Source organism: Allobosea eneae (assembly GCF_042657265.1).
In the GTDB taxonomy this organism is placed as follows: Bacteria; Pseudomonadota; Alphaproteobacteria; order Rhizobiales; family Beijerinckiaceae; genus Allobosea; species Allobosea eneae.
The window spans coordinates 1-23,365 of sequence record NZ_JBHSLW010000139.1; the positions used below are offsets into that span (position 1 = coordinate 1).

The 23,365-nt window shown below is 65.8% G+C and carries 21 protein-coding genes; 8 read left to right on the forward strand and 13 right to left on the reverse strand.

Annotated features, from left to right (window positions below; translation table 11 throughout):
* The first annotated feature begins 352 nt into the window (after positions 1-352).
* From ACFPOB_RS30465 to ACFPOB_RS30480, 4 genes are all read left to right on the forward strand, one after another.
* On the forward strand, positions 353-1,354 hold the full coding sequence (locus tag ACFPOB_RS30465; protein WP_377801889.1) for a YcjF family protein: 1,002 nt from the start codon (positions 353-355) through the stop codon (positions 1,352-1,354).
* Between the two features lie 188 nt (positions 1,355-1,542).
* Positions 1,543-2,961 carry a flagellar hook protein FlgE gene (locus ACFPOB_RS30470; protein WP_377801890.1) on the forward strand — a complete coding sequence of 473 codons (1,419 nt, stop codon included), beginning with the start codon at positions 1,543-1,545 and terminating at the stop codon, positions 2,959-2,961.
* A gap of 67 nt (positions 2,962-3,028) precedes the next feature.
* Positions 3,029-4,894 carry a flagellar hook-associated protein FlgK gene (gene flgK, locus ACFPOB_RS30475; RefSeq protein WP_377801891.1) on the forward strand — a complete coding sequence of 622 codons (1,866 nt, stop codon included), beginning with the start codon at positions 3,029-3,031 and terminating at the stop codon, positions 4,892-4,894.
* Between the two features lie 11 nt (positions 4,895-4,905).
* Positions 4,906-6,423 carry a flagellar biosynthesis protein FlgL gene (locus ACFPOB_RS30480; RefSeq protein WP_377801892.1) on the forward strand — a complete coding sequence of 506 codons (1,518 nt, stop codon included), beginning with the start codon at positions 4,906-4,908 and terminating at the stop codon, positions 6,421-6,423.
* 85 nt (positions 6,424-6,508) lie between these two features.
* Here the strand turns inward: ACFPOB_RS30480 and flaF are convergent, their stop codons facing one another.
* From flaF to ACFPOB_RS30525, 9 genes are all read right to left on the reverse strand, one after another.
* Positions 6,509-6,880 (reverse strand): flagellar biosynthesis regulator FlaF, encoded by a 372-nt coding sequence (flaF, locus tag ACFPOB_RS30485; RefSeq protein ID WP_377801893.1) that lies wholly within the window; start codon positions 6,878-6,880, stop codon positions 6,509-6,511.
* Positions 6,864-7,256, reverse strand: coding sequence for a flagellar biosynthesis repressor FlbT (flbT, locus tag ACFPOB_RS30490; RefSeq protein ID WP_377801894.1), 393 nt, complete (start codon positions 7,254-7,256; stop codon positions 6,864-6,866). Before flbT ends, flaF begins: the two co-directional genes overlap by 17 nt.
* Before the next feature lie 34 nt (positions 7,257-7,290).
* Positions 7,291-8,631 carry a flagellin N-terminal helical domain-containing protein gene (locus ACFPOB_RS30495; protein ID WP_377801895.1) on the reverse strand — a complete coding sequence of 447 codons (1,341 nt, stop codon included), beginning with the start codon at positions 8,629-8,631 and terminating at the stop codon, positions 7,291-7,293.
* Positions 8,632-8,821: 190 nt separating this feature from the next.
* Positions 8,822-10,147 (reverse strand): flagellin N-terminal helical domain-containing protein, encoded by a 1,326-nt coding sequence (locus ACFPOB_RS30500; RefSeq protein ID WP_377801896.1) that lies wholly within the window; start codon positions 10,145-10,147, stop codon positions 8,822-8,824.
* 287 nt (positions 10,148-10,434) lie between these two features.
* A complete protein-coding gene (locus ACFPOB_RS30505; protein WP_377801897.1) occupies positions 10,435-11,760 on the reverse strand; it encodes a flagellin N-terminal helical domain-containing protein in 1,326 nt (441 codons plus the stop codon).
* A gap of 259 nt (positions 11,761-12,019) precedes the next feature.
* Positions 12,020-12,490 (reverse strand): hypothetical protein, encoded by a 471-nt coding sequence (locus ACFPOB_RS30510; protein ID WP_377801898.1) that lies wholly within the window; start codon positions 12,488-12,490, stop codon positions 12,020-12,022.
* A 244-nt stretch (positions 12,491-12,734) separates the two neighbouring features.
* Positions 12,735-13,223 (reverse strand): hypothetical protein, encoded by a 489-nt coding sequence (locus ACFPOB_RS30515; protein ID WP_377801899.1) that lies wholly within the window; start codon positions 13,221-13,223, stop codon positions 12,735-12,737.
* Positions 13,216-13,566 carry a rod-binding protein gene (locus ACFPOB_RS30520; RefSeq protein ID WP_377801900.1) on the reverse strand — a complete coding sequence of 117 codons (351 nt, stop codon included), beginning with the start codon at positions 13,564-13,566 and terminating at the stop codon, positions 13,216-13,218. The genes ACFPOB_RS30515 and ACFPOB_RS30520 overlap by 8 nt, the downstream gene beginning before the upstream one ends.
* Positions 13,566-14,747 (reverse strand): flagellar basal body P-ring protein FlgI, encoded by a 1,182-nt coding sequence (locus ACFPOB_RS30525; RefSeq protein WP_377801955.1) that lies wholly within the window; start codon positions 14,745-14,747, stop codon positions 13,566-13,568. The genes ACFPOB_RS30520 and ACFPOB_RS30525 overlap by 1 nt, the downstream gene beginning before the upstream one ends.
* A 325-nt stretch (positions 14,748-15,072) precedes the next feature.
* On the opposite strand from ACFPOB_RS30525, the gene ACFPOB_RS30530 reads away from it, so the two are divergent.
* A complete protein-coding gene (locus ACFPOB_RS30530) occupies positions 15,073-15,480 on the forward strand; it encodes a flagellar assembly protein FliX (protein WP_092162407.1) in 408 nt (135 codons plus the stop codon).
* A 121-nt stretch (positions 15,481-15,601) separates the two neighbouring features.
* Here ACFPOB_RS30530 and ACFPOB_RS30535 read toward each other — a convergent pair whose 3' ends face one another.
* Positions 15,602-16,078, reverse strand: coding sequence for a hypothetical protein (locus ACFPOB_RS30535; RefSeq protein ID WP_377801901.1), 477 nt, complete (start codon positions 16,076-16,078; stop codon positions 15,602-15,604).
* A gap of 218 nt (positions 16,079-16,296) precedes the next feature.
* Here ACFPOB_RS30535 and ACFPOB_RS30540 point away from each other — a divergent pair, with 218 nt between their 5' ends.
* The 3 genes from ACFPOB_RS30540 to ACFPOB_RS30550 all read left to right on the forward strand — a co-directional run bounded on the left by ACFPOB_RS30540 (position 16,297) and on the right by ACFPOB_RS30550 (position 18,727).
* Positions 16,297-17,511 (forward strand): NADP-dependent isocitrate dehydrogenase, encoded by a 1,215-nt coding sequence (locus ACFPOB_RS30540; RefSeq protein ID WP_377801902.1) that lies wholly within the window; start codon positions 16,297-16,299, stop codon positions 17,509-17,511.
* A gap of 241 nt (positions 17,512-17,752) precedes the next feature.
* Complete coding sequence (locus ACFPOB_RS30545) at positions 17,753-18,229, forward strand: hypothetical protein (protein WP_377801903.1); 477 nt, start codon at positions 17,753-17,755, stop codon at positions 18,227-18,229.
* Between the two features lie 36 nt (positions 18,230-18,265).
* Positions 18,266-18,727 carry a GFA family protein gene (locus tag ACFPOB_RS30550; protein WP_377801904.1) on the forward strand — a complete coding sequence of 154 codons (462 nt, stop codon included), beginning with the start codon at positions 18,266-18,268 and terminating at the stop codon, positions 18,725-18,727.
* Between the two features lie 3 nt (positions 18,728-18,730).
* On the opposite strand, the gene ACFPOB_RS30555 is transcribed toward ACFPOB_RS30550, so the two are convergent.
* Genes ACFPOB_RS30555 through alaS form a run of 3 tightly spaced genes read right to left on the reverse strand, consistent with a single transcriptional unit; the run spans position 18,731 to position 23,175 of the window.
* A complete protein-coding gene (locus ACFPOB_RS30555; RefSeq protein ID WP_377801905.1) occupies positions 18,731-19,360 on the reverse strand; it encodes a hypothetical protein in 630 nt (209 codons plus the stop codon).
* Positions 19,360-20,517, reverse strand: coding sequence for a cyclic nucleotide-gated ion channel (locus tag ACFPOB_RS30560; RefSeq protein ID WP_377801906.1), 1,158 nt, complete (start codon positions 20,515-20,517; stop codon positions 19,360-19,362). The genes ACFPOB_RS30555 and ACFPOB_RS30560 overlap by 1 nt, the downstream gene beginning before the upstream one ends.
* A 6-nt stretch (positions 20,518-20,523) precedes the next feature.
* A complete protein-coding gene (gene alaS / locus ACFPOB_RS30565; protein WP_377801907.1) occupies positions 20,524-23,175 on the reverse strand; it encodes an alanine--tRNA ligase in 2,652 nt (883 codons plus the stop codon).
* Positions 23,176-23,365 lie beyond the last annotated feature (190 nt).

A 23,365-nucleotide genomic window follows, 5' to 3' on the forward strand; every position in this document is an offset into this window, starting at 1 on the left:
CCAAGCTCACCCACGGGCTTGATGTCCCTCAGGGCTGTCGGTCTTCCGCCTGCCACCGCAACCGCTGGTATAGCAGATGAGGCAAGATGAGAGTTACAAGAGGTATGCAGGCTCTGGCAGCAAGGCGAGGCGCCGACTTACTCCCTCCCCCCCTGTGGGGGAGGGCTGGGGAGGGGGGTATGCCACCCTCCATTCTTCGTCGCTTTGTCAGGCCGGAAAAGCAGGGCGATCAGCCGCACGGCTGGCTACCCCCCTCTCTAACTCTCTCCCACAAGGGGGGAGAGGACCTGTCGCGGCTCCCACAGTTCAGCTTGTCCGGCGGAAACGTCGCATTTCCGGCGAGAGCCCTCTCATGAGCAAGGCACCGCGCGCCATCCGCCTCGATCCCCAGGATGGCTCCTCCGACGACACCATCTTCGGCGGGCGCGGCGATGTCGCGGTCGTGCCCGAGGTCGAGCCGATCGAGCCGGAAGCCGCTCCAGCGCCGCTACCGAGGCGCCGCCGTTTCAGCTGGGGCAGCCTGTTCGTGGCGGCGCTGTCCGGCCTGCTCGCGCTCTCCGTCGCGGTCTGGGCCGAGCAGACGATCCGCTGGCTGCTCGCCCTCAATCCGGCCGTCGGCATTGCGGCGCTGGTCTGCGCCGGCGTCGCCACGTTGGCGTTGCTGATCATGCTGCTGCGGGTGCTGCGCGACATCCTGCGCGAGCGGCGGGTCGAGGCGTTGCGCGAGCGCGCCGTGGCCGCCCTGGCCGAAAGTGATCTCGCCGAGGCACGCAATGTCGCCTCCGATCTCGACAAGCTCTATGCCGGCCGGCCGGAGACCGCGAAGGGCAGGGCGGAGCTGACTGCCCATACGCCGCAATTGCTCGCCGTGCGCGACCTGCTCACCGTTGCCGAGCGCAGCCTGCTGGCGCCGCTCGACGCGCTCGCGCAGGCGCAGGTAGCGCAGGCGGCGCGGCGCGTCTCGCTGGTGACGGCGGTGAGCCCGCGCGCTCTGGTCGACGTGGTCTTCGTGCTCGTAGCCTGCGCCCGGCTGCTGCGGGCGATCGCGACGATCTATGCCGGCCGCCCCGGAACGCTGGGGCTGCTCCGGCTGGCGCGGCAGGTGATCGGCCATCTCGTCGTCACCGGCGGCATCGCGGCAGGCGATGCGGTGATCCAGCAGGTGCTCGGCCAGGGACTGGCGGCGCGGCTGTCGGCCAAGCTCGGCGAGGGCGTGCTCAACGGGTTGTTGACGGCACGGATCGGGCTCGCGGCCATTGCGGTGTGCCGGCCGCTGCCCTTCGTCGAGGAGGCGCCGCCGGGTCTGTCCGATGTCGCCGGCGATCTTTCCGGCTGGGGCGGCAAGGACAGTTGAGCCCGGCAGAATTTGCCGGCAGCGGACGAATCTGCCCGGTCGGAATCGTCAGGAAACCTTTCGAAAACCATCCAAGCTCTTGAAATATCTCAGCCACGGCGCTGGCACAGGCCGTGCAAAACCAGCCTCGGTTCGACATGCCGCCCATGGGGGGCGCTGTCCAGGTCAGCTGACCAGGTGAGGTTGCGATGGGTGTTTTCAGTGCTCTGACGACGGCCGTGACGGGCATGCAGGCCCAGTCCTATGCCCTCGAGAATATCTCCGGCAACATCGCGAACTCGCGCACCGCCGGTTTCAAGCGGGTCGATACCAGCTTCTCGGACCTCGTCCCGGATTCGGCATTGAACCGGCAGATCGCCGGCTCGGTCGCCTCCTATAGCCGCGCCACCAACACCATCCAGGGCGACCTCAACGCAACCCGCATCGACACCAATGCGGCGATCAACGGCGACGGCTTCTTCGTGGTCGACCAGCGCCAGAGCGGTGTCGGCGCCTCGACATTGTTCTCGAACAGCAATCTCTACACCCGCCGCGGCGATTTCGACTTCGACGCCGACGGCTATCTCGTCAACGGCGCCGGCTACTACCTCAAGGGGCAGAAGATCGACCCCGTCACCGGCCAGGTGATCGGCAGTCAGCCTGACGTGCTGCGCATCACCAAGGACCAGTTCCCGGCCAAGGCGACAACGCAGATCGAATACAGCGCCAACATCCCGGCCTATCCGAAGACGAACAGCGCCGTTTCGACGACACCCGGCTCCGAGCTGCTCAACGCCGGCACTGGGTTCACCGGTGCAAATCCTGGTACGACCGCCTCGGGCGGCACCGGCACCGTCGTCGGGAGCGACCTAACCACCTTCCTCAACCGCTCGATCCCCGGCGGCCAGGTCACGGTCTACGACTCCCTCGGCAAGGCGACGAGTGTCGAGCTGCGCTGGGCCAAGGTCTCGAACGCCACAACCACTCCGGCGCCGGGCACCCCCGACACCTGGAACTTGTTCATCGCCGAGAACACCGGTGCGACCGGCGCGGCAGTCGCCTATCGCAACGTCAACGTCGACGTCACCTTCGACAATACCGGCAAGATGACGTTCCCGACCAACGGCAACATTGTGATACCGCCGATGACGATTGGCGGCACTGCGATCTCTCCCGCTGCCGCCCCCATCACCATCGTCACCAACGGCACCAGCCTGACCCAGAACGGCGACACCAGCGGCCAGATCGACGCCCGCAGCATCCGCCAGAACGGCTATACCGCCGGCACGCTCGACCGGGTCTCGATCTCGAACGAAGGCCAGGTGATCGGCACCTTCAGCAACGGCCAGGTCGTGGCGCTGGCGCAGATCGCGGTCGCCCGCTTCAACGCCTCCAACGCGCTGAAACGGCTCGACGGCGGCGCCTTCGAGGAGACGATCGAGTCGGGCGCGCCGATCGTTGGTCTCGGCACCTCGGCGCTGATCGGCGGCAATGTCGAGCAGTCCAACACCGACATCGCCGACGAATTCTCGAAGATGATCGTCACCCAGCAGGCCTATTCGGCCAACACCAAGGTGATCTCGACCGCCCAGGAGATGCTGCGCGACGTCTTCAACATCATCCGCTGAGCCGCTGATCTGACGGCCCAGAAGGGCCAGGCCGAAGGACACGAGCCAAAGACGACAGGAGTTGACGATGGGTCTCAACACCGCGCTCGGCACCGCCATTTCCGGCCTGCACAGCTCGCAGGTCGGCATCGGCGTCGTCTCGCAGAACGTCGCCAATGCCGGCACGCCCGGCTATGTCCGGCGCACGACATCGAGTGTCGATTCGGTCTCCGGCGGCACCGTCGGTGTCAGCAATCCCAACGTCCAGCGGCTGCTCGACCGCATCGTCCAGCACCAGCTGCTGCAAGAGAGCTCCGGCGCCGCCTATACCTCGACCCGCGCCCAGGTCTTCGCCAATCTCGACCAGCTCTATGGCGCGCCGGGCAGCGCGACGGCGCTCGACTCGATGTACAGCAAGTTCACGAGCTCGCTGCAGGCGTTGCAGAACGATCCGTCCTCCTACACCAACCGCACCGCCGTGATCGACGCGGCGAGCCAGCTCGCCAACCGGCTGCGCGGCCTGTCGGACGGCGTCCAGCAGCAGCGCGCCCAGGCCGAGGCCGGCATCGGCACGGCGGTGACGCGCACCAATGAGCTGCTCGAACAGCTCACCGACGTCAATGCGCGCATCGTCAACGCCCAGCAGAGTTCGGGCACGGCGGATCTGCGCGACCAGCGCGACCGGATCATCTCCGAGCTGTCGCAATATGTCGAAATCCGCACCGACGAGCGGCCTAACGGTGCGATCAGCATCACCACCGCAACGGGCACGCAGCTCTTCGACGGCCGCCCGACGGTCAAGTTCGAGTTCGACGCCCGTGCCAATATCGGCCCGCAGTCGAAGTGGAGCAGCGATCCCGCTCAGCGCGGCGTCGGCACGATCATCGCACGCGACCTCTCCGGCAACAGCTCCGACGCCATCGCGAACAACACCTTCCGCTCCGGCGAGATCGGTGCGCTGATCGAGTTGCGCGACAAGACGCTGGTGCAGGCGCAGGCGCAGCTCGACGAGATCGCCGCCCAGCTCTCCAGCGCACTCTCCGACCGCGAGATCGCCGGGACGGCGGTGACCGCCGGCGCCGCGACCGGCTTCGATGTCGACCTTGCCGGCTTGCAGTCCGGCAATTCGGTGACGCTCGACTACAGGGTCACGCCCGGCGGCCAGACGCAGCGCTTCACCTTCGTGCGCGTCGAGTCGGCTGCCTCGCTGCCGCTGCCGGCCTCGGCCCAGGGCGATCCCAACAACCGTGTCATCGGCATCGATTTCTCCGGCGGCCCGGCTTCGGTCGCGGCGCAGATGCAGGCGGCGGTCGGCCCCGGCTTCACCGTCTCCAACACCGGCTCGGTGCTGCGCATCGTCGATGACGGGGCGGGCGGGACGCGCGACGTCGTCGGCCTGACCGCGCGCCCGACCCAGACCTCGCTGACCGGCGGCACGGGCGAACTGCCCTTCTTCGTCGATGGCCGCAACAATGGCGCCTATACCGGCTCCTATGAGGGCGGGGCGCAATCGATCGGCTTCGCCTCGCGCATCGCCGTCAACCCGGACCTGATCGCCGATCGCTCACGGCTCGTCGTCTACAACACCAGCCCGGCGACTCCGCAGGGCGATACGACCCGGCCGAAATTCCTCTATGAGCGGCTGACCTCGAGCCAGCGCAACTTCACCAACTCGACCGGCTTCGACGGTTCGACCGCGACCTCGACCGGCACGGTGTCGAGCCTGGTCCAGCGCGTCGTCGCCGGCCAGGGCCAGGCCAGCGAGCAGGCCAAGCGCCTCGATGAAGGCCAGCAGGTCGCCTTCGCGTCGGTGCAGAGCCGCTTCCTCGAAGACACCAAAGTCAATGTCGACGAGGAAATGTCGAACCTGATCGAGCTCCAGAGCGCCTACGCCGCCAACGCACGCGTCATCTCCACGGTCAAGGAGTTGCTCGACGTGCTGATGAGACTGTGAGGAGATCGTCGATGACCATCACCGCCACCGGTACCGGCGCCTATCGTCTCGCCAATCCACACCAGTTCGTCTCGATGCGCGGCCAGCTCGACGACCTGCAGCGCCAGCTCGCGACGCAGAAGAAGTCGGAGACCTATGCCGGCCTCGGCATGGATCGCGGCGTCAGCCTCGACCTCAACAACAAGCTCTCGACGCTCGACGGCTACCTGACCGGCATCCAGCGCGCCGATGTCAACCTCAAGCTGATGACCAAGGCGGTCGAGAACTTCACCAAGCTCGCCGGGGAGACGCGCGCCGATGCCCGGCCGGACAGCTATGTCGAGACCTCGACCGGCCGCACCTCGCCGCAGGTGCTGGCCGAGGAGAAGTTCAAGCAGACGCTCGACCTGCTGAATTCGCAGGTGAACGGCCGCTATTTGTTCTCCGGCCGCACCTCTGATGTCGAGCCGGTGGTGGATTATTCGCTGATCATGGATGGCGATGCCACGCACGCCGGCCTGAAGCAGTTGATCTCCGAGCGCAAGCAGGCGGATCTCGGCGCCGGCGGCATGGGCCGGCTCGTCACCGGTGGCGCCGGTACGAATGCGACCATCGCTGAAGAGGCCGCCGGCTTGCCCTATGGCTTCAAGCTGACCAGCGCCTCGAGCAGCACGGCAGCGATGACCACGGCCTACAATGCCGGGCCGCCCGCCGATATCGCCGTCAACGTCGCTGCGCAGCCATTGCCGGGAGACACGCTGAAGATCGCACTGGCCCTGCCCGACGGCACGACGGAGGAGATCACCCTGACGGCGCGTGCGGCGGGCACGACCGGCGATCCCGCCGAGGGCTTCGTCATCGGGGTCGACGCCAACGCGACCGCCGCAAACCTGCGCACGGCGATCGGCGCTGCGCTGTCGCGCGAGGCGAAGACGTCATTGTCGGGTGCTTCGGCTCAGGTGGCCGCCAAGGACTTCTTTGCCGGCAGCCCGAGCAACCCGCCCCTCCGGGTGCCTGGGCCGCCTTTCGACACCGCGACCGCCGCGCCCGCGCCCGGGACCGCCGCCAACACCGTCATCTGGTATCAGGGCGACGATGCCGCCGGCTCGGCGCGGGCGACGGCCAGCGTCCAGGTCGACCAGGGCCAGCAGGTGGCAGCCGGGGCCCGCGCGAACGAAGAGGCGTTCCGCACCGGCCTGGCGCAGTTCGCCATCATGGCGGCCGAGACCTTTCCGGCAAGCGATGCGAACTCGAAGCTGCGCTACGAGGCGATGACCGAGCGGGTGCGCAGCAATATCGGTTTCGCGCCCGGTACGCAGAACCCGTCGGAGATCATCGTCGAACTCGGCTCGGCCCAGACCGCGATGGCCCAGGCCAAGGAGCGGCACACCGCGACCAAGGACTATCTGAGCACGACGCTCGCCGGTGTGGAGGACATCACCAAGGAGGAGGTGGCGATGCAGATCCTGGCGCTGCAGACCACTCTGCAGGCGAGCTACCAGACCACCTCGATGCTGTCGCAGCTGCGCCTGACAAACTATCTCCCCTGACATCGCCTGTTGTGGCGGTTCAAACGACAATGGCCCGGAGCGATCCGGGCCATCTTCATGTATCGGGATGTCGTCTGCGTCGCGCTCAGCGGCCGCGCAGGCCGGCGGCAATGTCGCGATTGATGTTGACGAGGATGCCAATCGCAGCCGGTTCCGGCGCTGCCGCGATCTGGAAGGTCCGGTTGAAGATGAAGTTGGCGAGGCCGAGGATGTTGCGCTTGATTTCGACCGGCAGCGGATTGTCCTCGGCGACCACCGCCGACACCAGAAGGGTCCAAAGCTTGCGATTATAGGCCAGGGCTGCGTCGAGATCGCCGGAACGGGTGGCCCAGTCATCGACGATCATCTGCAGACGGGCGCCCGCCTTGAGCAGCAGGCCGGCTTCGAGTTCGCGCGGCGACTGGACGTTCTGTGCCGTCTTCGACGCCGCGGCGTAGGCATTAAACCCGCTTTGCATGCTCGAGCAGTTCCGCCTCGTAGGAGATCAGCTTCTTGGCAGCCTTGAGAGCTTTGTAGAGCTCACCGCTTAAGATGCAGTTATTGATTTCGGACATATGCGGCAGAGCGCTTGGCGCCGCCTGCAGGAAATCGCGCACGAGCTGGAAGTAGACTTCGTGCTGCTCCGTCGGGTCGCCGGCCAGATACATCAGCTGGATCGCGAGGTAGATCTTCTTGGCCGGCGTGTCGGCGCTGGCCGCGGTGAGGATGTCCTTCTCGCGCAGGATCGGCGCCTCGCCCTCGATGAAGAAGCGCGTGCGCTGCTCGTCGTTGCGGATGACGACCGAGCCGATGATGATGCGCTCGTTCGGCTTGAGCTCGACCTTGAGGGCCATGTCTGTCCCGCCTTCTGGCTGGAGGAAAGAAGGGTCAGCCGAACAGGCGCAGCACGCCCTGGTCGGCCTGGTTGGCGAGCGAGAGGGCGGTCTGCGAGAGCTGCTGGCGCGTATTGAGCGCGAGCAGGCTGGCGCCTTCCTCGTTCGGATCGGCCAGGACGAGGTTGCCCGCGCCGGTGGTCAGCACGTTGGCGAGCTCCTTGGTGAAGTCCTGGCGCGTCTGCGCGACCGAGAGGTTCGAGCCGAGCGTCGAGGCCAGGGACTTCAAAGAGCTCAGCGAGCCGGTCAGGGCGGCGGTCGCCTTCTCGAGATCCATGTCGTTCTGGAAATTGATGAAACCCGCCAGCTGCGTGTTGATCGCGCGCGGGATGCCGAGGTTGTCGGCCGTGATGGTCGAGCCCTGAATGTCGAGCTTGGTCTGGTTGCGGCCGGTCTTCTCGTTGAAAATGATCGAGAGGCGATCGCCAGAGAGCAGGTTGATGCCGTTATAGCTCGAATCCTTGGCGAGATCGTCGATCTTGTCGCGCAGATCGTTGAACTGATCGATCAGGTTCGAGCGCACCGCCGAGGTGATGTTCGACGAGGTGATGGTCGAGGTGGCCACATCGGCGTCGGCTGCGGCGAAGTTGATCGCAGTGTTGCTGTTGGTGCCGGCGACCTGGGCCGCCGTGATGGCGGCCGGGCCGGCGTTGCCGACGCCGAAACCGAACTCGACGGTCTGGGAGCCCTTGCCCTTGACATTGAGCTGGCCCTTCTCGTCGACGAATGCCGTCACGAGGCCGGATTTATTGATCTCGTTGACGATGTCGCGAACCGTGGTCGTCGCCGTCAGCGCGAAGCTCGCCTCATAGGTGTCCGAGCCGACTGTGATCGAGAAGGCCGCATTGGTGTTCGTGGTCGTGTTGATGCCGAGATGACCAGGCGAAGTCGCGGTCGCCGCAGCGGGAGCGGCCGCGCCAGGCGCCCCGACAAGCTTGTCGAGCGCGACATCCTTCAGGCTCTTGCTGGTCACCGCGGTTTCGGCGGCGTTCGCGAGGGCGCCACCGGCTTTGGTCGGGCGGTTCTGGGCCGCGTCGGCCTGAGCCTGCTTGATCGTCGATTGCAGCGACTGGACCAGCTTGGTGATGCCGTCGATGCCCTTGGAGGCGGCCTGGATGGTCTGGATGCCGTTCGAGATGCCGTCGAGCAGATTGGTGAGCTGGCTGGAGCGATCGTTGAGCGACACCGAGGTGAAGTAATTCACCGGGTTGTCGATCGCGCTGTTGACCTTGCGGCCGGTCGCCAGGCGGTTCTGGATCACGCCCTGCTGAGCCGTGGTCTGCTGAAGGGTCAGCAGGTTGTTGCGGACGCCGTTCGACAGGATGGTGTTGGCCATTTCAGGTCCCTCAGACAGCGCGATTCGGCGCTCAGCGAGCTTGCTTGGGATCGACAATCCTTTGTTAAGGCTAATAAACGGTTAATTGCGCCGCCGGGCGCCAAAACGAAAAGCGGCGGAGCCTTTCGGCTCCGCCGCTCTTTTGCTTCGTCCCGCGTTCTGCGGGTGATCCGCTCCTGCGGACCGAAGATCAGCCGAGAAGACGCAGGACGCCCTGGTCGGCCTGGTTGGCGAGCGAGAGCGCCTGCTGCGAGAGCTGCTGACGGGTCTGCAGCGCGAGCAGGGAGGCGGCCTCCTGGTTCAGGTCGGCATTGACGAGGCTGTCGGCGCCGGTGGTCAGGACGTTCGCCATGTCCTTGGTGAAGTCCTGGCGGGTCTGGACGACCGAGAGGTTGGCGCCGAAGGTCGAGGAGAGCGACTTCAGCGAGGTCAGCGCGCCGGTGAGCGACTTGGTCGCCGCTTCCAGATCGGAGTCGTTCTGGAAGTTGGTGGTGCCGGCGAGCTGGGTGTTGCCAGCCTTGACGATGCCGAGATTGTCGGAGGTCAGCTGCGTGCCCTGAACGTCGAGCTTGGTCTGGTTCTTGCCGGTCTTCTCGTTGAAGACGACAGAGAGACGATCACCTGCGAGCAGGTTGATGCCGTTGAAGCCGGCATCCTTCGCGAGATCGTCGATCTTGCTGCGCAGGTCGTTGTACTGGTCGATCAGGTTGGAGCGAACAGCGGAGGTGATGCCCGACGAGGCGATGCCGGCGCCGGTGCGATCGGCTGCGGCGAAGCCGACGGCGGTGTTGGCGCCACCGGTCTGAGCGTCGGTGATCGCGGCAGCGCCGCTCGCCGCCGCAGAACCGATACCGACCTGCAGAGCGTCGGAGCCGGTGCCCTTGACGTTGAGCTGGCCCTTCTCGTCGACGAAGGCGGTTGCGATGCCCGACTTGTTGATCTCGTTGACGAGATCGCGGACCGTCGCGTTGCTGCCGTCGAACGAGGCCTCATAGGTCGTCGACCCGGCGACGATCGAGATGCCGATGTTGACGTTGGCGGTGGCGAGGCCGATGTTGCCGGAGCTCGAAGCCGTGGCAGTATTGTTCGCGGCGCTGGCATCGTCATCGAGCAGTTTCTTGTCGAGGGCGATGTCCTTCAGGCTTTTGCTGGTGAGGGCGACTTCAGCCGCGTTGGCCAGAGCCGTGCCGGCCTTGGTCGGCCTGTTCTGGGCCGCGTCGGCCTGGGCCTGTTTCACCGTCGACTGCAGCGAACTGACGAGCTTGGTGATGCCGTCGATGCCCTTGGAGGCGGCCTGAATGGTCTGAATGCCGTTCGAGATGCCGTCGAGCAGGCCGGTGAGCTGGCTCGAGCGATCATTCAGCGAGGCGGCGGTGAAGAAGTTGACCGGGCTGTCGATCGCGGAGTTGACCTTCTTGCCGGTGGCGAGACGGTTCTGGATCAGCGCGGACTGGGCGGCGGTCGACTGCAGCGTCGAGAGATTGTTGCGGACGCCGGCAGAGAGAGAAACGGCCATGATTTGATACCTTCCTGGTATGGTGCCTTCTGGCATCGAGACCATTCTGGGCTCGACCGGGAGACCATGCGGCCGAACTCGTAACGAGCAGTAAATCCGAGCCGGCGAGTTGCTTGGAAATTGTGCGCAGTGGCGACATGGTTAATGGATATGAAATGGCTCAGAGGTCCGCGTGAGCGGCCGATCCCAGACAGTTCGCAAATGAAAAGCGGCGGAGCCTTTCGGCTCCGCCGCTCTTTTGCTTCGTCCCGCGTTCTGCGGGGTGATCCGCTCCTGCGGACCGAAGATCAGCCGAGAAGACGCAGGACGCCTTGGTCGGCCTGGTTGGCCAGGGCGAGCGCCTGCTGCGAGAGCTGCTGACGGGTCTGCAGCGCGAGCAGGGAGGCGGCCTCCTGGTTCAGGTCGGCGTTGACGAGGTTGTCGGCACCGGTGGTCAGGGTATTCGCCATGTCCTTGGTGAAGTCCTGGCGGGTCTGGACGACCGAGAGGTTGGCGCCGAAGGTCGAGGAGAGCGACTTCAGCGAGGTCAGCGCGCCGGTCAGCGACTTGGTCGCGGCTTCCAGATCGGAGTCGTTCTGGAAGTTGGTGGTGCCGGCGAGCTGGGTGTTGCCAGCCTTGACGATGCCGAGGTTGTCGGAGTTCAGCTGCGTGCCCTGAACGTCGAGCTTGGTCTGGTTCTTGCCGGTCTTCTCGTTGAAGACGACAGACAGGCGGTCGCCGCCGAGCAGGTTGATGCCGTTGAAGCCGGCATCCTTGGCGAGGTCGTCGATCTTGCTGCGCAGGTCGTTGTACTGGTCGATCAGGTTGGAGCGAACAGCGGAGGTGATGCCCGACGAGGCGATGCCGGCGCCGGTGCGATCGGCTGCGGCGAAGCCGACGGCGGTGTTGGCGCCACCGGTCTGGGCGTCGGTGATCGCGGCAGCGCCGCTCGCCGCCGCAGAACCGATACCGACCTGCAGAGCGTCGGAGCCGGTGCCCTTGACGTTGAGCTGGCCCTTCTCGTCGACGAAGGCGGTTGCGATGCCCGACTTGTTGATCTCGTTGACGAGATCGCGGACCGTCGCGTTGCTGCCGTCGAACGAGGCCTCATAGGTCGTCGACCCGGCGACGATCGAGATGCCGATGTTGACGTTGGCGGTGGCGAGGCCGATGTTGCCGGAGCTCGAAGCCGTGGCAGCATTGTTCGCGGCGCTGGCATCGTCATCGAGCAGTTTCTTGTCGAGGGCGATGTCCTTCAGGCTCTTGCTGGTGGCGACGACTTCCGCCTGCGTGGCGATCGCCGTGCCGGCCTTGGTCGGCCTGTTCTGGGCCGCGTCGGCCTGGGCCTGCTTGATCGTCGACTGCAGCGAGTTCACCAGCTTGGTGATGCCGTCGATGCCCTTGGAGGCAGCCTGAATGGTCTGGATGCCGTTCGAGATGCCGTCGAGCAGGCCGGTGAGCTGGCTCGAGCGATCATTCAGCGAGGCGGCGGTGAAGAAGTTGACCGGGCTGTCGATCGCGGAGTTGACCTTCTTGCCGGTGGCGAGACGGTTCTGGATCTGCGAGGACTGGGCGGCGGTCGATTGCAGCGTCGCGAGGTTGTTGCGAACGCCGGCAGAGAGAGAAACGGCCATTTTATAATACCTTCCTGGTATGGTGCCTTCTGGCGTCGAGACCGTCCTGGCCGCGACCGAGAGACGATGCGGCCGATTTCGTAACGAGCAGTGAATCCAGGCCGACGAATTGCTCGCAATACGGGTGAAGTTGCGAACTAGTTAACGAGTGTAAAACGTCATTGCGTAGCGACCGGAGCGGTCGAATTCGCTGGGATCAGCAAAGAAAAAGCCGCCGGCGGGTACCAGCGACTTCAGAAATTGAAAGCCGTTGATATTCTCAGGCGAGACGCTCGATCTCATGGCTGCGGGACGCTTCCGCCTCGCGGCTACGCTCGAGGATCTCGCGCGACCAGGTACGCAGTTTCAATAGCGTCTCGTCGGGAAGCTGCTCGACCACTTCGCCGGTGTCGCGATTGGTCTTGCGCAGGATGACGCTGCGCGTCTTCGGGTCGATGTCGAGGCGCCGCTCGATCACATCGCGCAGCTCCTGCTGGCGGCGCTGCTCATCAAAGCGGCGTTGCTGGGCCGTATCGTCCTGGGCGCTCTGCTGGCGCTGCGCGTCGGACCGGCGTTCCTCGGCCCGGGCGCGGATGTCGAGCTGGACGGGCTCGCCGACAGGCACGGAACGGACGGTCTTCTCCGGTGGGAGCTCGACCGGCGTTGCGCCGTTCTGGACAGAAATATCGGTGCGAATCGTCGCCTGGACGGCACCGGTCGCGAACGTCTTGGGTGTCGCGCCGAAATCCATTCTGGACTCCTCTCGCAAGGGCGGACTTCTTCCAAGCCTGAGAAGGTGCGGCAGAGAGTTGAATCCGCCGTTAGAGAAATTGGTAAATTGCAATGCGTTTCGCGCATTTTCTGCGCCTGAACAGCGTTAACGCGGTCTAGGTCGAGCGGCGGCCGAGATTAACCACGCAGTTGTTAGTCCACGGCATGCCTCTGATCTGGGCATGCCGCAAGTGCTTGGACGTCTCTTCTTGAGGTCGAGGGATTCACAGACTCTTCGAAATCACCAGCGGGCCTGCATTGGGCCGCGCGAAGACTCCAGCGCCCACCGTCGCAGTCGGCCCGTAGCCGGGCGCCCTGTTCTGCCTGTTGGTGTCGACGGCCAGGTCACGCATGATCGATTCCGAGATCGCCCGCGCCGTCGCCAGCACGGTCTGGTTGAGATCGATCAGCTCCTGGAAGGCGAGATGGGCGCTCTTCAGGCGCTTGATCTTCTCCGGGGCGAAGCGGGCGAGCGCGACCGCGTTCAGCTTGATCTGCTCGACGCCCTTCATATAGGTGCCGGCGAGCTCGGCCTTGCGCGCCTCGCGCTCCATCGCGTCCTTGAGGCGCCCGGCCTTGACCAGCCCGGTCTCCTCGCCGACGACGTGGGAGAGGGCGCCGAGCGTTTCCATCACGGTCTCGATCAGCTTTTCGGCCTCGACGGCGCTCGAGATGCGCGGGCGCTCGTCGATGACGCGCATCCGGTCAAACATTGCCGGCTCCTGCCGACGCTTTCGCCTGGACCTGGATCAGGTCGCGCAGGATCTGGTCGGAGAGGCCGACGCCGCCGGCCTTTTGGATCTGCTTGGCGTACTCCTGCGTCAGCATGGAGCGCCAGACATCGCCGCCGACGCCGTTCTCGCCGAGGGGTCCTTCGGTCCCGTTCGAGCTCATCACGCTCTGGGTGAAGTTCTCCAGGAAGACGGCTTCGAAATCGTCGGCGGTCTTCTTGGCCTTGCTCTGCGAGGAACTGAGCGCGTCGGCGATGCCGCCGGCGAGGTTGATGGCGGCGCCGATGGCGAGCTTGGCGGCGGGGGCGGCGAGGATGGCACTCATTACATCACCTCGATATCGGCTTGCAGCGCGCCGGCTGCCTTGATGGCTTGCAGGATGGTGAGCATGTCGCGCGGGCCGATCCCGAGGGCGTTCAGCCCGTCGACCAGTTCGCGCAGGGTCACGCTCTCCTTGACGAGGGCGAGCTTGTTGGCGCCCTCGGTGTCGACCTTGACGTTGCTGCGCGGCACGACGACGGTCCGGCCCTGGCCGAATTCGTTTGGCTGGCTGACCTGCGGCTCCTCGGAGATGGTCACGGTCAGGTTGCCCTGGGCGACCGCGACGGTGGAGACCCGTACATCCTTGCCCATGACGATGATGCCGGAGCGCTCGTCGATGACGACGCGGGCGCCCTGGTCAGGCTCGACCCGGAGCTGCTCGATATCGGTGAGCAGGCGGATCATATTGCCCTGGAAGCGCGGCGGTATCTGCAGCAGCACCGTCGACGGGTCGGTCGGCTCGGCCGAGTCGCCGCCGATGAAGTCGTTGATCGCGGCGGCGATGCGGCGGGCGGTGGTGAGGTCGGGATTGCGCAGCGACAGGCGCAGCGTCTTCAGCTTGTTGAGGGCAAAGTCGATCTCGCGCTCGACCAAGCCGCCATTGGCGATGCGCCCGACGGTCGGCACGCCGCGGGTGATCTTGGCGGCGTCGGCTTCAGCCGAGAAGCCGGCGATCGCGACCGGGCCTTGAGAGACCGCATAGACCTCGCCATCGGCGCCGAGCAGTGGCGTGGCGAGCAAGGTGCCGCCCTGCAGCGATTTGGCGTCGCCGAGCGCCGATACTGTGACGTCGAGCCGCGTGCCTTGGACGGCGAAGGGCGGCAGGTTCGCCGTGACCATCACCGCCGCGACATTGGCGGTACGCATGCTGGCGCCGCGGGTGTTGACGCCGAGGCGCTCCAGCATCGCCTGCAGGGACTGCTTGGTGAAGGGGGCGTTGTTGAGCGTGTCGCCGGTGCCGTTGAGGCCGACGACGATGCCGTAGCCGAGGATCTGGTTGCTGCGCACGCCCTCGACCGAGGCGAGGTCCTTGATGCGCGAGAGCGCGGTGCCCATGCCGCCGCTGCCGGCGAAGGCGGTGCGGGAGACGCCGGCCTCGGCGGCGCCACTGCGCGTCGGCGCATGGCTGCTGACGCCGTTGCCGCCGCGGGCCGGCGGGGCCGCCGGGGCGAGATCGGCCGCCATGGCGGCGCCGGCCAGCAGCAGCGCTGCGAGCGGCGTCAGCAGATGGCGGAGGCGGAAGAGGCGAGGCATGGCACACCGGGTGAGTCTGATCTCCCGACCCCGGTGCGAAGAGCGTGCCAGTTTGGGAGAAAGTGAAAACGCTTTTTAATCAGGCTTTTAGAGATCGGTGGCCTGATCGGGCAGGGCGCCGCAACCGGCGCAAAGCTGCCGCCCCCGGCAAATCCTGCCGGGCGATTTACCGCTCGTTAACCACGTTGCCGGCACAACGATATGGGTCGGACAGCGTCCATGCAGCGCCTTTTCAGGCCGACCTTGCGAGAGCGTGATGATCCGCATCGACCAGCGCAGCCCGATCTCATCGACCACCTCGACAAGCCGCAGCGCCTCGACTGGCGGTTCGACGTTCCGTCTGCCGGCGCGCGAGAGCGCGGCGTCGGCGCAGGGCGCAGCCGTCAGCCATGCCGGCTCGCTCGACGGGTTGCTCGCGGTCCAGGCCGAGGAGGACGGGCAGGAGCGCAAGCGGCGCCAGGCCCGGCGCGGCCACGACCTGCTCGACGGGCTTGACCGGCTCAAGGCCGCCCTGCTCGCGGGACGAGTCTCGCCGGCCGAGCTCGAGCGGCTGAAAGCGATGTTGTCGGCCCGGCGCGAGGCGACTGACGATCCGCGCCTCGACGAGGTCCTCGCCCATATCGAGTTGCGCGCCGCCGTCGAGCTGGCCAAGCTCGGGCGCTGAAACCCATATCTTAACACCCCTCATCCTGAGGAGCGGGCGAAGCCCGCGTCTCGAAGGATGCTCCAGTTGTTTCCAGAACCTCCTCGATCATCCTTCGAGACGCGCTCCCATGGATCGCTCCTCAAGATGAGGGCTGTTGGGCGGGTTGCTCCGGCTCGGCGAGCTCGTCCTCGGGGATGACGTTCGGCACGACCAGTTCCAGCGGGGAGTCCTTAGGCTGCGGATGCCGACAGGGAGTCCAGCGCTCTTCGGTGCAGACCTGAACCGGGACCGGGCCGACCTTTTTCATCGCGATTCCCTCCGGTTGTGCTTCTGATTCAGCTGGCTGGACGATCGATTCAGGAAACGCCACCATGTCGTTGATATTTCTAGGTCTTGTCAGGCGGCGAGGTAGCCGCCATCGACGGGCAGGACCGCGCAGGTGACGAAGCGGGCGGCTTCGCAGAGCAGGAACAGGATGGGCGGGCGTCGTCGCGACCTCGTCCTGCGTGAGACTGGTGGCGAGGACTTGCTCGCCGGCTTGGGCGAGCGCCAGCGCCGCGCTCGCGCCGATGCTGCGGTGCTGCCGGTGAGGAGGCCGAGGGGAGGAGGAGGCCATCACCCCTCCAATCGAAATCAGTCAGCAGGCTTGCCAACTGCGTTGGCGGCGGGGCGCCCCGCATCGGCTAGCTGAGACGGCCGATCACGTCCTCGCACGTTGCACGAAAGGCCGGCTTCCCCATGGAAGCGGAACCCGCTAGGAAGCGCGCGGGCGGCTGCGGCAGGTCGTTGCAGCCCGGAAACGTTCCAGACTGACCAGAGCAGGGGTCGCATCACATGAGCAAGATCAAGGTCGCCAACCCGATCGTCGACATGGACGGCGACGAGATGACCCGCATCATCTGGCAGCACATCAAGGACAAGCTGATCTTCCCCTATCTCGACCTCGAGCTCGATTATTTCGATCTCTCGGTCCAGAACCGCGACGCCACCAACGACCAGGTCACGATCGACGCCGCCCACGCCACCAAGAAGCATGGCGTCGCGGTGAAGTGCGCCACTATCACGCCGGATGAGGCCCGCGTGAAGGAGTTCAACCTCAAGGAGATGTGGAAGAGCCCGAACGGCACGATCCGCAACATCCTCGGCGGCGTGATCTTCCGCGAGCCGATCATCTGCAAGAACGTGCCGCGCCTGGTGCCGGGCTGGACCCAGCCGATCGTCGTCGGCCGCCATGCCTTCGGCGACCAGTACCGCGCGACCGACTTCAAGTTCCCCGGCAAGGGCACGCTGACGATCAAGTTCGTCGGCGAGGACGGCCAGGTGATCGAGAAGGAAGTGTTCAAGTCGCCGGGCTCGGGCGTCGCGATGGCGATGTACAATCTCGACGAGTCGATCCGCGACTTCGCCCGCGCCTCGCTGAACTACGGCCTGATCCGCAAGTACCCGGTCTATCTCTCGACCAAGAACACCATCCTCAAGGCCTATGACGGCCGCTTCAAGGACATCTTCCAGGAGATCTACGAAGCCGAGTTCAAGGCGGAGTTCGACAAGCTCGGCATCATCTATGAGCACCGCCTGATCGACGACATGGTCGCCTCGGCGCTGAAGTGGTCGGGCGGCTATGTCTGGGCCTGCAAGAACTATGACGGCGACGTGCAGTCCGACACGGTGGCGCAGGGCTTCGGCTCGCTCGGCCTGATGACCTCGGTGCTGATGACGCCGGACGGCAAGACCGTCGAGGCAGAGGCGGCCCACGGCACCGTGACCCGCCACTATCGCGAGCACCAGAAGGGCAAAGAGACTTCTACCAACTCGATCGCCTCGATCTTCGCCTGGACCCGCGGCCTGTCGCATCGCGCCAAGCTCGACAACAACCAGGCGCTGGCCGACTTCGCCAAGCTGCTGGAGAAGGTCACGGTCGACACCGTTGAGGCCGGCGACATGACCAAGGATCTGGCGCTGCTGGTCGGCCCCGACCAGAAGTTCCTCTCGACCACCGGCTTCCTCGACAAGGTCAGCGACAACCTGCGCAAGGCGATGGCCGCGTAACGGTGCAGATTTCGAACGCAGAACAGAAGCCCGGCCGGTCTGGCCGGGCTTTTTTCGTGGCGTGCAAGGTACGAATGTCTGGGCAAGCAAGTTCAGCTTAGGGTGGGTTGCAGACTGGCAACTTCAGATGCTGTGACTGAGGACCGGGGCTTCTGGTATCGACTGCGAGCGCTTCGGCACGGATTGCTTCGCCTGGAAACTCCGATCACGATCTGAGCGCAATGCGGATCGGGAGTCGACGATGAAGGAGTTCAACTACCGGTTTGATGCGGGCCCACTTGGTTCTGCAGACGAGCTTGCAGGTGAATGGGGCGAGGGCAACTGTCGCCGAGCGGTTCAGTTCTATTTTTTCTCAATGTGGGGAGAATTTCTTGACCCGGATCGTGTGTTGTGCCCTGAGATATACAATCAGACAGGTACCTTCGTTATTGATGTAGATCAGCGATTCGATTTCGAGTTTTTGAGCAATGGTGATGTTATATTTGCCGAACGTGTGAGGGATCGTTTCAATGTGAATATTAACTGTAGAGCAGCCGCCTTTGATTTAATTGATGATTATGTGATTTCGCTTCATACCGCGATATATACGGGGCATAAGGGGCGCGAAATTTGGCATGCTACCGCTGTTGAAGGATCCAGTTGCTACTGGAATACGCAAAGATTCCTCGAATTTTATCGCCCTGTCGCTGCTAAGCGACTGCTTTCAAAGTTGTCGTGACAGCGGCGGAGGGAGCTATATGAGTCGGAAGCAGATATGACAACAAAGCCTCCGACTCTCACCGGCGGCTGCCAGTGCGGCGCGGTGCGCTATCGCCTGCTGAAGCCGCCGCACAAGGTCTCGGTCTGCTTCTGCCGAATGTGCCAGAAGGCGGTGGGCAATTATTTCGGCGCCTTCGCCTCGTCGCGCATCGCCGACGTGGTCTGGACGCGTGGCAGGCCGTCCGTTTTCCGCTCGTCGGAGGTGGCCGAGCGTGGCTTCTGCCGTGAGTGCGGCACGCCGCTGAGCTTCAGCTATCCCGGCATGGGCACGCTCTCGCTCGCGGTCGGCAGTCTCGACGATCCGGCCGCCTTTCCTCCGACCCACGCCTATGGCGTCGAGGGCAGGGCGCCCTGGTTGGACGCGTTCTGCCGGCTGGAAGGCACGCGGACCGAGGACGACATCCCGGCGGATGAGCTGCCGGCCTATCGCTCGCGCCAGCATCCGGATCACGATTGAGCGCTACTCGACCACGACCTCGCGCCGCGCCAGCACGCGCGGGCCGGTGAGTGGGGCGTCCATCACATAACGCAATTCGTAGATGCCGGGCTCGGCCGGCGCCTCCAGCGTGCTCTCGACATTCTCGGCCGGGAAGAAGCTCGGTCCCTGCGCGTCCGGCGGCGCATCCGGCTTGACCAGCACGACGCGGTCGCGATCGCCATTGGGGCCGATGCCGCGCACGGGCAGCGGATTGCCGCGCGCGACGCGGGCGGGGGCGGCGAGTGTGGCGCTCGGCGCCGTCGTCGTCAGCAGCTGGCGCAACAGGATCATCGGCTTGCCGTCGGCCTCGCCGAGCAGGCGCCATTCATAGCTGCCGACCTCGCCCGGCGCCGGCAGCGACAGAACCGTCGCCTGACCGAGCGGCGAGGCCACGATCGCTGCTTCCGGCGGATCGGCCGGCCGGCTGATGGCGAGGCGGGCATTGGCCGGCGCGCGGCTGATGAAGGCCGTCGCCATCGCCCCCGCCATCAATGTGCGCGGTGCGGACAGGCTCAGGCCCTGCGGGGGGCGCTGTTGCGGGCGCGGCTGCTGCGCCAAAGCGGGGCTTCCTGCACTCAACAGCAGGGCGAGGGCGGTGCGGCGGGTCGGCATCATGCTGCTGCGAGTCGGTGGAGATGGGCGGCGAGGTCCGGGTGGCGCAGCATGAGCAGGCGAAAATCGGCAGGATCAAGGACGAGGAGCTTGGTCGCGACCGTGGCGCGGGCCGCGATGCCGCTTTCCGCCGTTGCGAGCTCGGTCAGGCGAAGCTCGCCGAAATAGCAGCCTTCGTCGAGCCGCCGACTGCCGTCGGGCTCGACGAGTTCGACCTCGCCGCTGGCGACGAAATAGAGCGACTGGGCCGGCTCGTGCGGATGCAGCACGACGCCGCCGCCGCGCACGGTCTGGGCGCGCAACGCGTTCATGATCTCCGCGATCTCGGCGGCGCTGAGGCCGCTGAACAGCGGCACGCGCGCCAGCATGCTCCAGGTCACCACGAATTCGCGGCGATGGATTTCCTGGGAGAAAGCGGTGGCGATGATGCCGACCGGCAGCGCCAGCATGACGAGACCCATCACCGCGGTCAGCGACGCCACGACCTTGCCGAACGGGCTGATCGGGAAGGCATCGCCATAGCCGACAGTGGTCAGCGTCACGATCGCCCACCACATCGCGTCGGGGATGGTGCCGAACTTGTCCGGCTGGACATCGTGCTCGACGAAATGCATCGCGGTCGCCGAGAGCAGCATCACGCCGATCAGAATGACGACACAGGCGGCGAGCGCCTTGCGTTCGGCATGCAGCGCGGCGCCGAGCGAGGCCATGCCGGGCGAATAGCGGCCCAGCTTGAAAAAGCGCACCAGCCGGAACAGCAGCAGGATCTTAAGATCGCCGTAGCCGAGCAGCGCCGCGTAGAGCGGAACGGTGGCGAGGAAATCGAGCAGTGCCGGCGGAGACAGCGCATAGGCGCGCCGCGCCGCCCAGTCGCCCATGCCGCGATAGCGCGCATGTTCGGGCGCGGTCCAGAGCCGGACCGCATATTCCAGCGTGAACAGCACGGTCGAGACCAGCTCGATCCCATGGAACAGCCGTTCATGGGCGGTAGCGAGGCGCGGCACCGATTCCAGCACCAGCGCCGTGATATTGACGACGATCAGCGCCACTAGCCCGCCATGGACGAGCCGCGCCGAGAGATCGTCGCCCGCGCCTCGGTCGATGATCAGATGCGCCCGCCGCCGCCAGCTCATGCCAGGCTGCGGGGCGGCGGACATGATCGTTCAGCCCATCGCGGCGGCGACGGCTTCAAGCGCAGCTTCAGCCTGCGCGCCGTCCGGCCCGCCGGCCTGGGCCATATCGCGGCGACCGCCGCCGCCCTTGCCGCCGAGGCGCTCGGAGGCAGCGCGCACCAGCGCGACCGCGTCGAAGCGCTCGGTCAGGTCGGGCGTGACGCCGACGACGACGCCGGCCTTGCCGTCCTCGGCGACGCCGACGATGGCGACGACGCCGGAGCCGACGCGGGCCTTGGCCTCGTCGGCCAGGCTCTTCAGGTCCTTCATCTCGACGCCGGTAACGGCGCGCGCGAGCAGCTTGGCGCCGGCGACCTCGCGGATCGGATCGCTGGCCTCGCCGCCACCGCCCATGGCGAGCTTCTTGCGGGCTTCGCTGAGCTCGCGCTCGAGCTTGCGGCGCTCCTCGACCAGCGCGGTGACGCGCGCCGGCAATTCGGCGATCGGCGCCTTCAGAACTCCGGCCATCTCGTCGAGCGCGACGCTTTCCTCACGCAGATGACGGCGGGCCGCCTCGCCGGTCAGCGCTTCGAGGCGGCGCACGCCGGCCGCGACGCCGGCTTCGGACAGGACGGCAACGAGGCCGATGTCGCCGGTGCGGCTGGCATGGGTGCCGCCGCAGAGCTCGACCGAGAAGGCTTTTGGCGTCTCGGCATCGCGATCGGTGCCCATCGACACCACGCGGACCTCATCGCCGTATTTCTCGCCGAACAGCGCGCGCGCACCCGAGGCGATCGCGTCGTCGACCGACATCAGCTTGGTCGTGATCGGCTCGTTCTGCAGCACGAGCTTGTTCGCCATCTCCTCGACCCTGGCCAACTCCTCGCGCGAGATCGGCTTGGGGTGGCTGAAGTCGAAGCGCAGGCGCTCGGGCGCGACCTGCGATCCCTTCTGCGCGACATGGTCGCCGAGCACGCGGCGCAGCGCCTCGTGCAGCAGATGGGTGGCCGAATGGTTGGCGCGGATGGTGCCGCGGCGGGCATGGTCGACCGTCAGCTCGGCCGGCTTGCCGAGCTCGATCGCGCCGGAGACGACCTTGACCTGATGGGCGAAGACATCGCCGAGTTTCTTCTGGACGTCGGTGACCTCAGCCTTGAAGCCGTTGCCGGCGATCGTCCCGGTGTCGCCGACCTGGCCGCCGGATTCGCCGTAGAACGGCGTCTGGTTGAGGATAACGATGCCGCTCTCGCCTTCCTTCAGCGACGCGACCTCGGCATTGTCCTTGACCAGAGCGGTGACCACGCCCTCGGCGCTCTCGGTGTCGTAGCCGAGGAACTCGGTCGCGCCGACGCGCTCGCGCAGCGGGAACCAGAGCGTCTCGGTCGCCGCTTCGCCGGTGCCGGCCCAGGCGGCACGCGCCTTGGCCTTCTGCTGCGCCATCGCCGCATCGAAGCCCTCGATGTCGACGCCGACGCCGCGAGCGCGCAGCGCGTCCTGGGTCAGGTCGAGCGGGAAGCCATAGGTGTCGTAGAGGGTGAAGGCGACGTCGCCCTTGAGCTTGTCACCGGAACCCAGGCTCTGAGCCTCCTGGTCGAGGATGGAGAGGCCGCGCGCCAGCGTGGTGCGGAAGCGGGTCTCCTCCAGCTTCAGCGTCTCGCTGATCAGCGCCTCGGCCCGGATCAGTTCGGGATAAGCCTGGCCCATCTCGCGCACCAAGGCCGGCACCAGCTTGTGCATCAGCGGGTCCTTGGCGCCGAGCAACTGCGCATGGCGCATGCCGCGACGCATGATCCGGCGCAGCACGTAGCCGCGGCCTTCGTTCGAAGGCAGCACGCCGTCGGCGATCAGGAAGGCGGAGCAGCGCAGATGGTCGGCGATGACGCGGTGGCTCGCGCTCATCGGCCCGTCCGAGGGGACATTGATGAGATCGGCGATGGTGCGGATCAGCGTCGCGAACAGGTCGATCGCATAGTTGTCATGCGTACCCTGGAGCACGGCGGCGATGCGCTCGAGGCCCATGCCGGTATCGATCGAGGGGCGGGGCAGGTTAGTGCGAATGCCACCGGCCGCCTCCTCATACTGCATGAAGACGAGGTTCCAGATCTCGATGAAGCGGTCGCCATCCTCGTCGGGCGAGCCCGGAGGGCCGCCGGGGATGTGGTCGCCATGGTCGTAGAAGATCTCGGAGCAGGGGCCGCAGGGGCCGACATCGCCCATGCGCCAGAAATTGTCGGAGGTCGCGATGCGGATGATGCGCGAATCCGGCAGGCCGGCGATCTTCTTCCAAAGTCCATGCGCCTCGTCGTCCTCGGAGTAGACCGTGACGGTCAGCTTGTCCTTGGGCAGGCCGAACTCGCGGGTGACAAGGGTCCAGGCGTGATGGATCGCCTGCTCCTTGAAATAGTCGCCGAAGGAGAAATTCCCCAGCATCTCGAAGAAGGTGTGGTGGCGGGCGGTGTAGCCGACATTGTCGAGGTCGTTGTGCTTGCCGCCGGCGCGCACGCATTTCTGCGCCGTGGTGGCGCGGGCGTAAGGCCGCTTCTCCTGGCCGGTGAAGACGTTCTTGAACTGCACCATGCCGGAATTGGCGAACATCAAGGTCGGGTCGTTGCGCGGCACGAGCGGGCTCGACGGCACCACCTCGTGGCCGTTCGCCTTGAAGTAATCGAGGAAGGTCGACCTGATCTCGTTGACGCCGCTCATCGCAATCTTGGCTCTGGTTCAAGCAGGGGGCCGGCAAGCGCCGGCAGGGCTGAAAGGGTTCTAGTCAGCGCACTTATGCCTGTCCAGAAAGGGCCTGCATAGTTCGCAGGCGCGGCAAGCTGCTGACCGCAAAACGGAAACGGGCGACCCGAAGGCCGCCCGTCGATCTCATGGCTGAATGCCAGCGTTT

Excerpts from the sequence above, each read along its gene's own strand:
- ACFPOB_RS30465 (WP_377801889.1), top strand. The coding sequence starts at position 353 with ATGAGCAAGGCACCGCGCGCCATCCGCCTCGATCCCCAGGATGGCTCC.
- ACFPOB_RS30470 (WP_377801890.1), top strand. The coding sequence starts at position 1,543 with ATGGGTGTTTTCAGTGCTCTGACGACGGCCGTGACGGGCATGCAGGCC.
- flgK (WP_377801891.1), top strand. The coding sequence starts at position 3,029 with ATGGGTCTCAACACCGCGCTCGGCACCGCCATTTCCGGCCTGCACAGC.
- ACFPOB_RS30480 (WP_377801892.1), top strand. The coding sequence starts at position 4,906 with ATGACCATCACCGCCACCGGTACCGGCGCCTATCGTCTCGCCAATCCA.
- flaF (WP_377801893.1), bottom strand. The coding sequence starts at position 6,880 with ATGCAAAGCGGGTTTAATGCCTACGCCGCGGCGTCGAAGACGGCACAG.
- flbT (WP_377801894.1), bottom strand. The coding sequence starts at position 7,256 with ATGGCCCTCAAGGTCGAGCTCAAGCCGAACGAGCGCATCATCATCGGC.
- ACFPOB_RS30495 (WP_377801895.1), bottom strand. The coding sequence starts at position 8,631 with ATGGCCAACACCATCCTGTCGAACGGCGTCCGCAACAACCTGCTGACC.
- ACFPOB_RS30500 (WP_377801896.1), bottom strand. The coding sequence starts at position 10,147 with ATGGCCGTTTCTCTCTCTGCCGGCGTCCGCAACAATCTCTCGACGCTG.
- ACFPOB_RS30505 (WP_377801897.1), bottom strand. The coding sequence starts at position 11,760 with ATGGCCGTTTCTCTCTCTGCCGGCGTTCGCAACAACCTCGCGACGCTG.
- ACFPOB_RS30510 (WP_377801898.1), bottom strand. The coding sequence starts at position 12,490 with ATGGATTTCGGCGCGACACCCAAGACGTTCGCGACCGGTGCCGTCCAG.
- ACFPOB_RS30515 (WP_377801899.1), bottom strand. The coding sequence starts at position 13,223 with ATGTTTGACCGGATGCGCGTCATCGACGAGCGCCCGCGCATCTCGAGC.
- ACFPOB_RS30520 (WP_377801900.1), bottom strand. The coding sequence starts at position 13,566 with ATGAGTGCCATCCTCGCCGCCCCCGCCGCCAAGCTCGCCATCGGCGCC.
- ACFPOB_RS30525 (WP_377801955.1), bottom strand. The coding sequence starts at position 14,747 with ATGGCGGCCGATCTCGCCCCGGCGGCCCCGCCGGCCCGCGGCGGCAAC.
- ACFPOB_RS30530 (WP_092162407.1), top strand. The coding sequence starts at position 15,073 with ATGATCCGCATCGACCAGCGCAGCCCGATCTCATCGACCACCTCGACA.
- ACFPOB_RS30535 (WP_377801901.1), bottom strand. The coding sequence starts at position 16,078 with ATGGCCTCCTCCTCCCCTCGGCCTCCTCACCGGCAGCACCGCAGCATC.
- ACFPOB_RS30540 (WP_377801902.1), top strand. The coding sequence starts at position 16,297 with ATGAGCAAGATCAAGGTCGCCAACCCGATCGTCGACATGGACGGCGAC.
- ACFPOB_RS30545 (WP_377801903.1), top strand. The coding sequence starts at position 17,753 with ATGAAGGAGTTCAACTACCGGTTTGATGCGGGCCCACTTGGTTCTGCA.
- ACFPOB_RS30550 (WP_377801904.1), top strand. The coding sequence starts at position 18,266 with ATGACAACAAAGCCTCCGACTCTCACCGGCGGCTGCCAGTGCGGCGCG.
- ACFPOB_RS30555 (WP_377801905.1), bottom strand. The coding sequence starts at position 19,360 with ATGCCGACCCGCCGCACCGCCCTCGCCCTGCTGTTGAGTGCAGGAAGC.
- ACFPOB_RS30560 (WP_377801906.1), bottom strand. The coding sequence starts at position 20,517 with ATGTCCGCCGCCCCGCAGCCTGGCATGAGCTGGCGGCGGCGGGCGCAT.
- alaS (WP_377801907.1), bottom strand. The coding sequence starts at position 23,175 with ATGAGCGGCGTCAACGAGATCAGGTCGACCTTCCTCGATTACTTCAAG.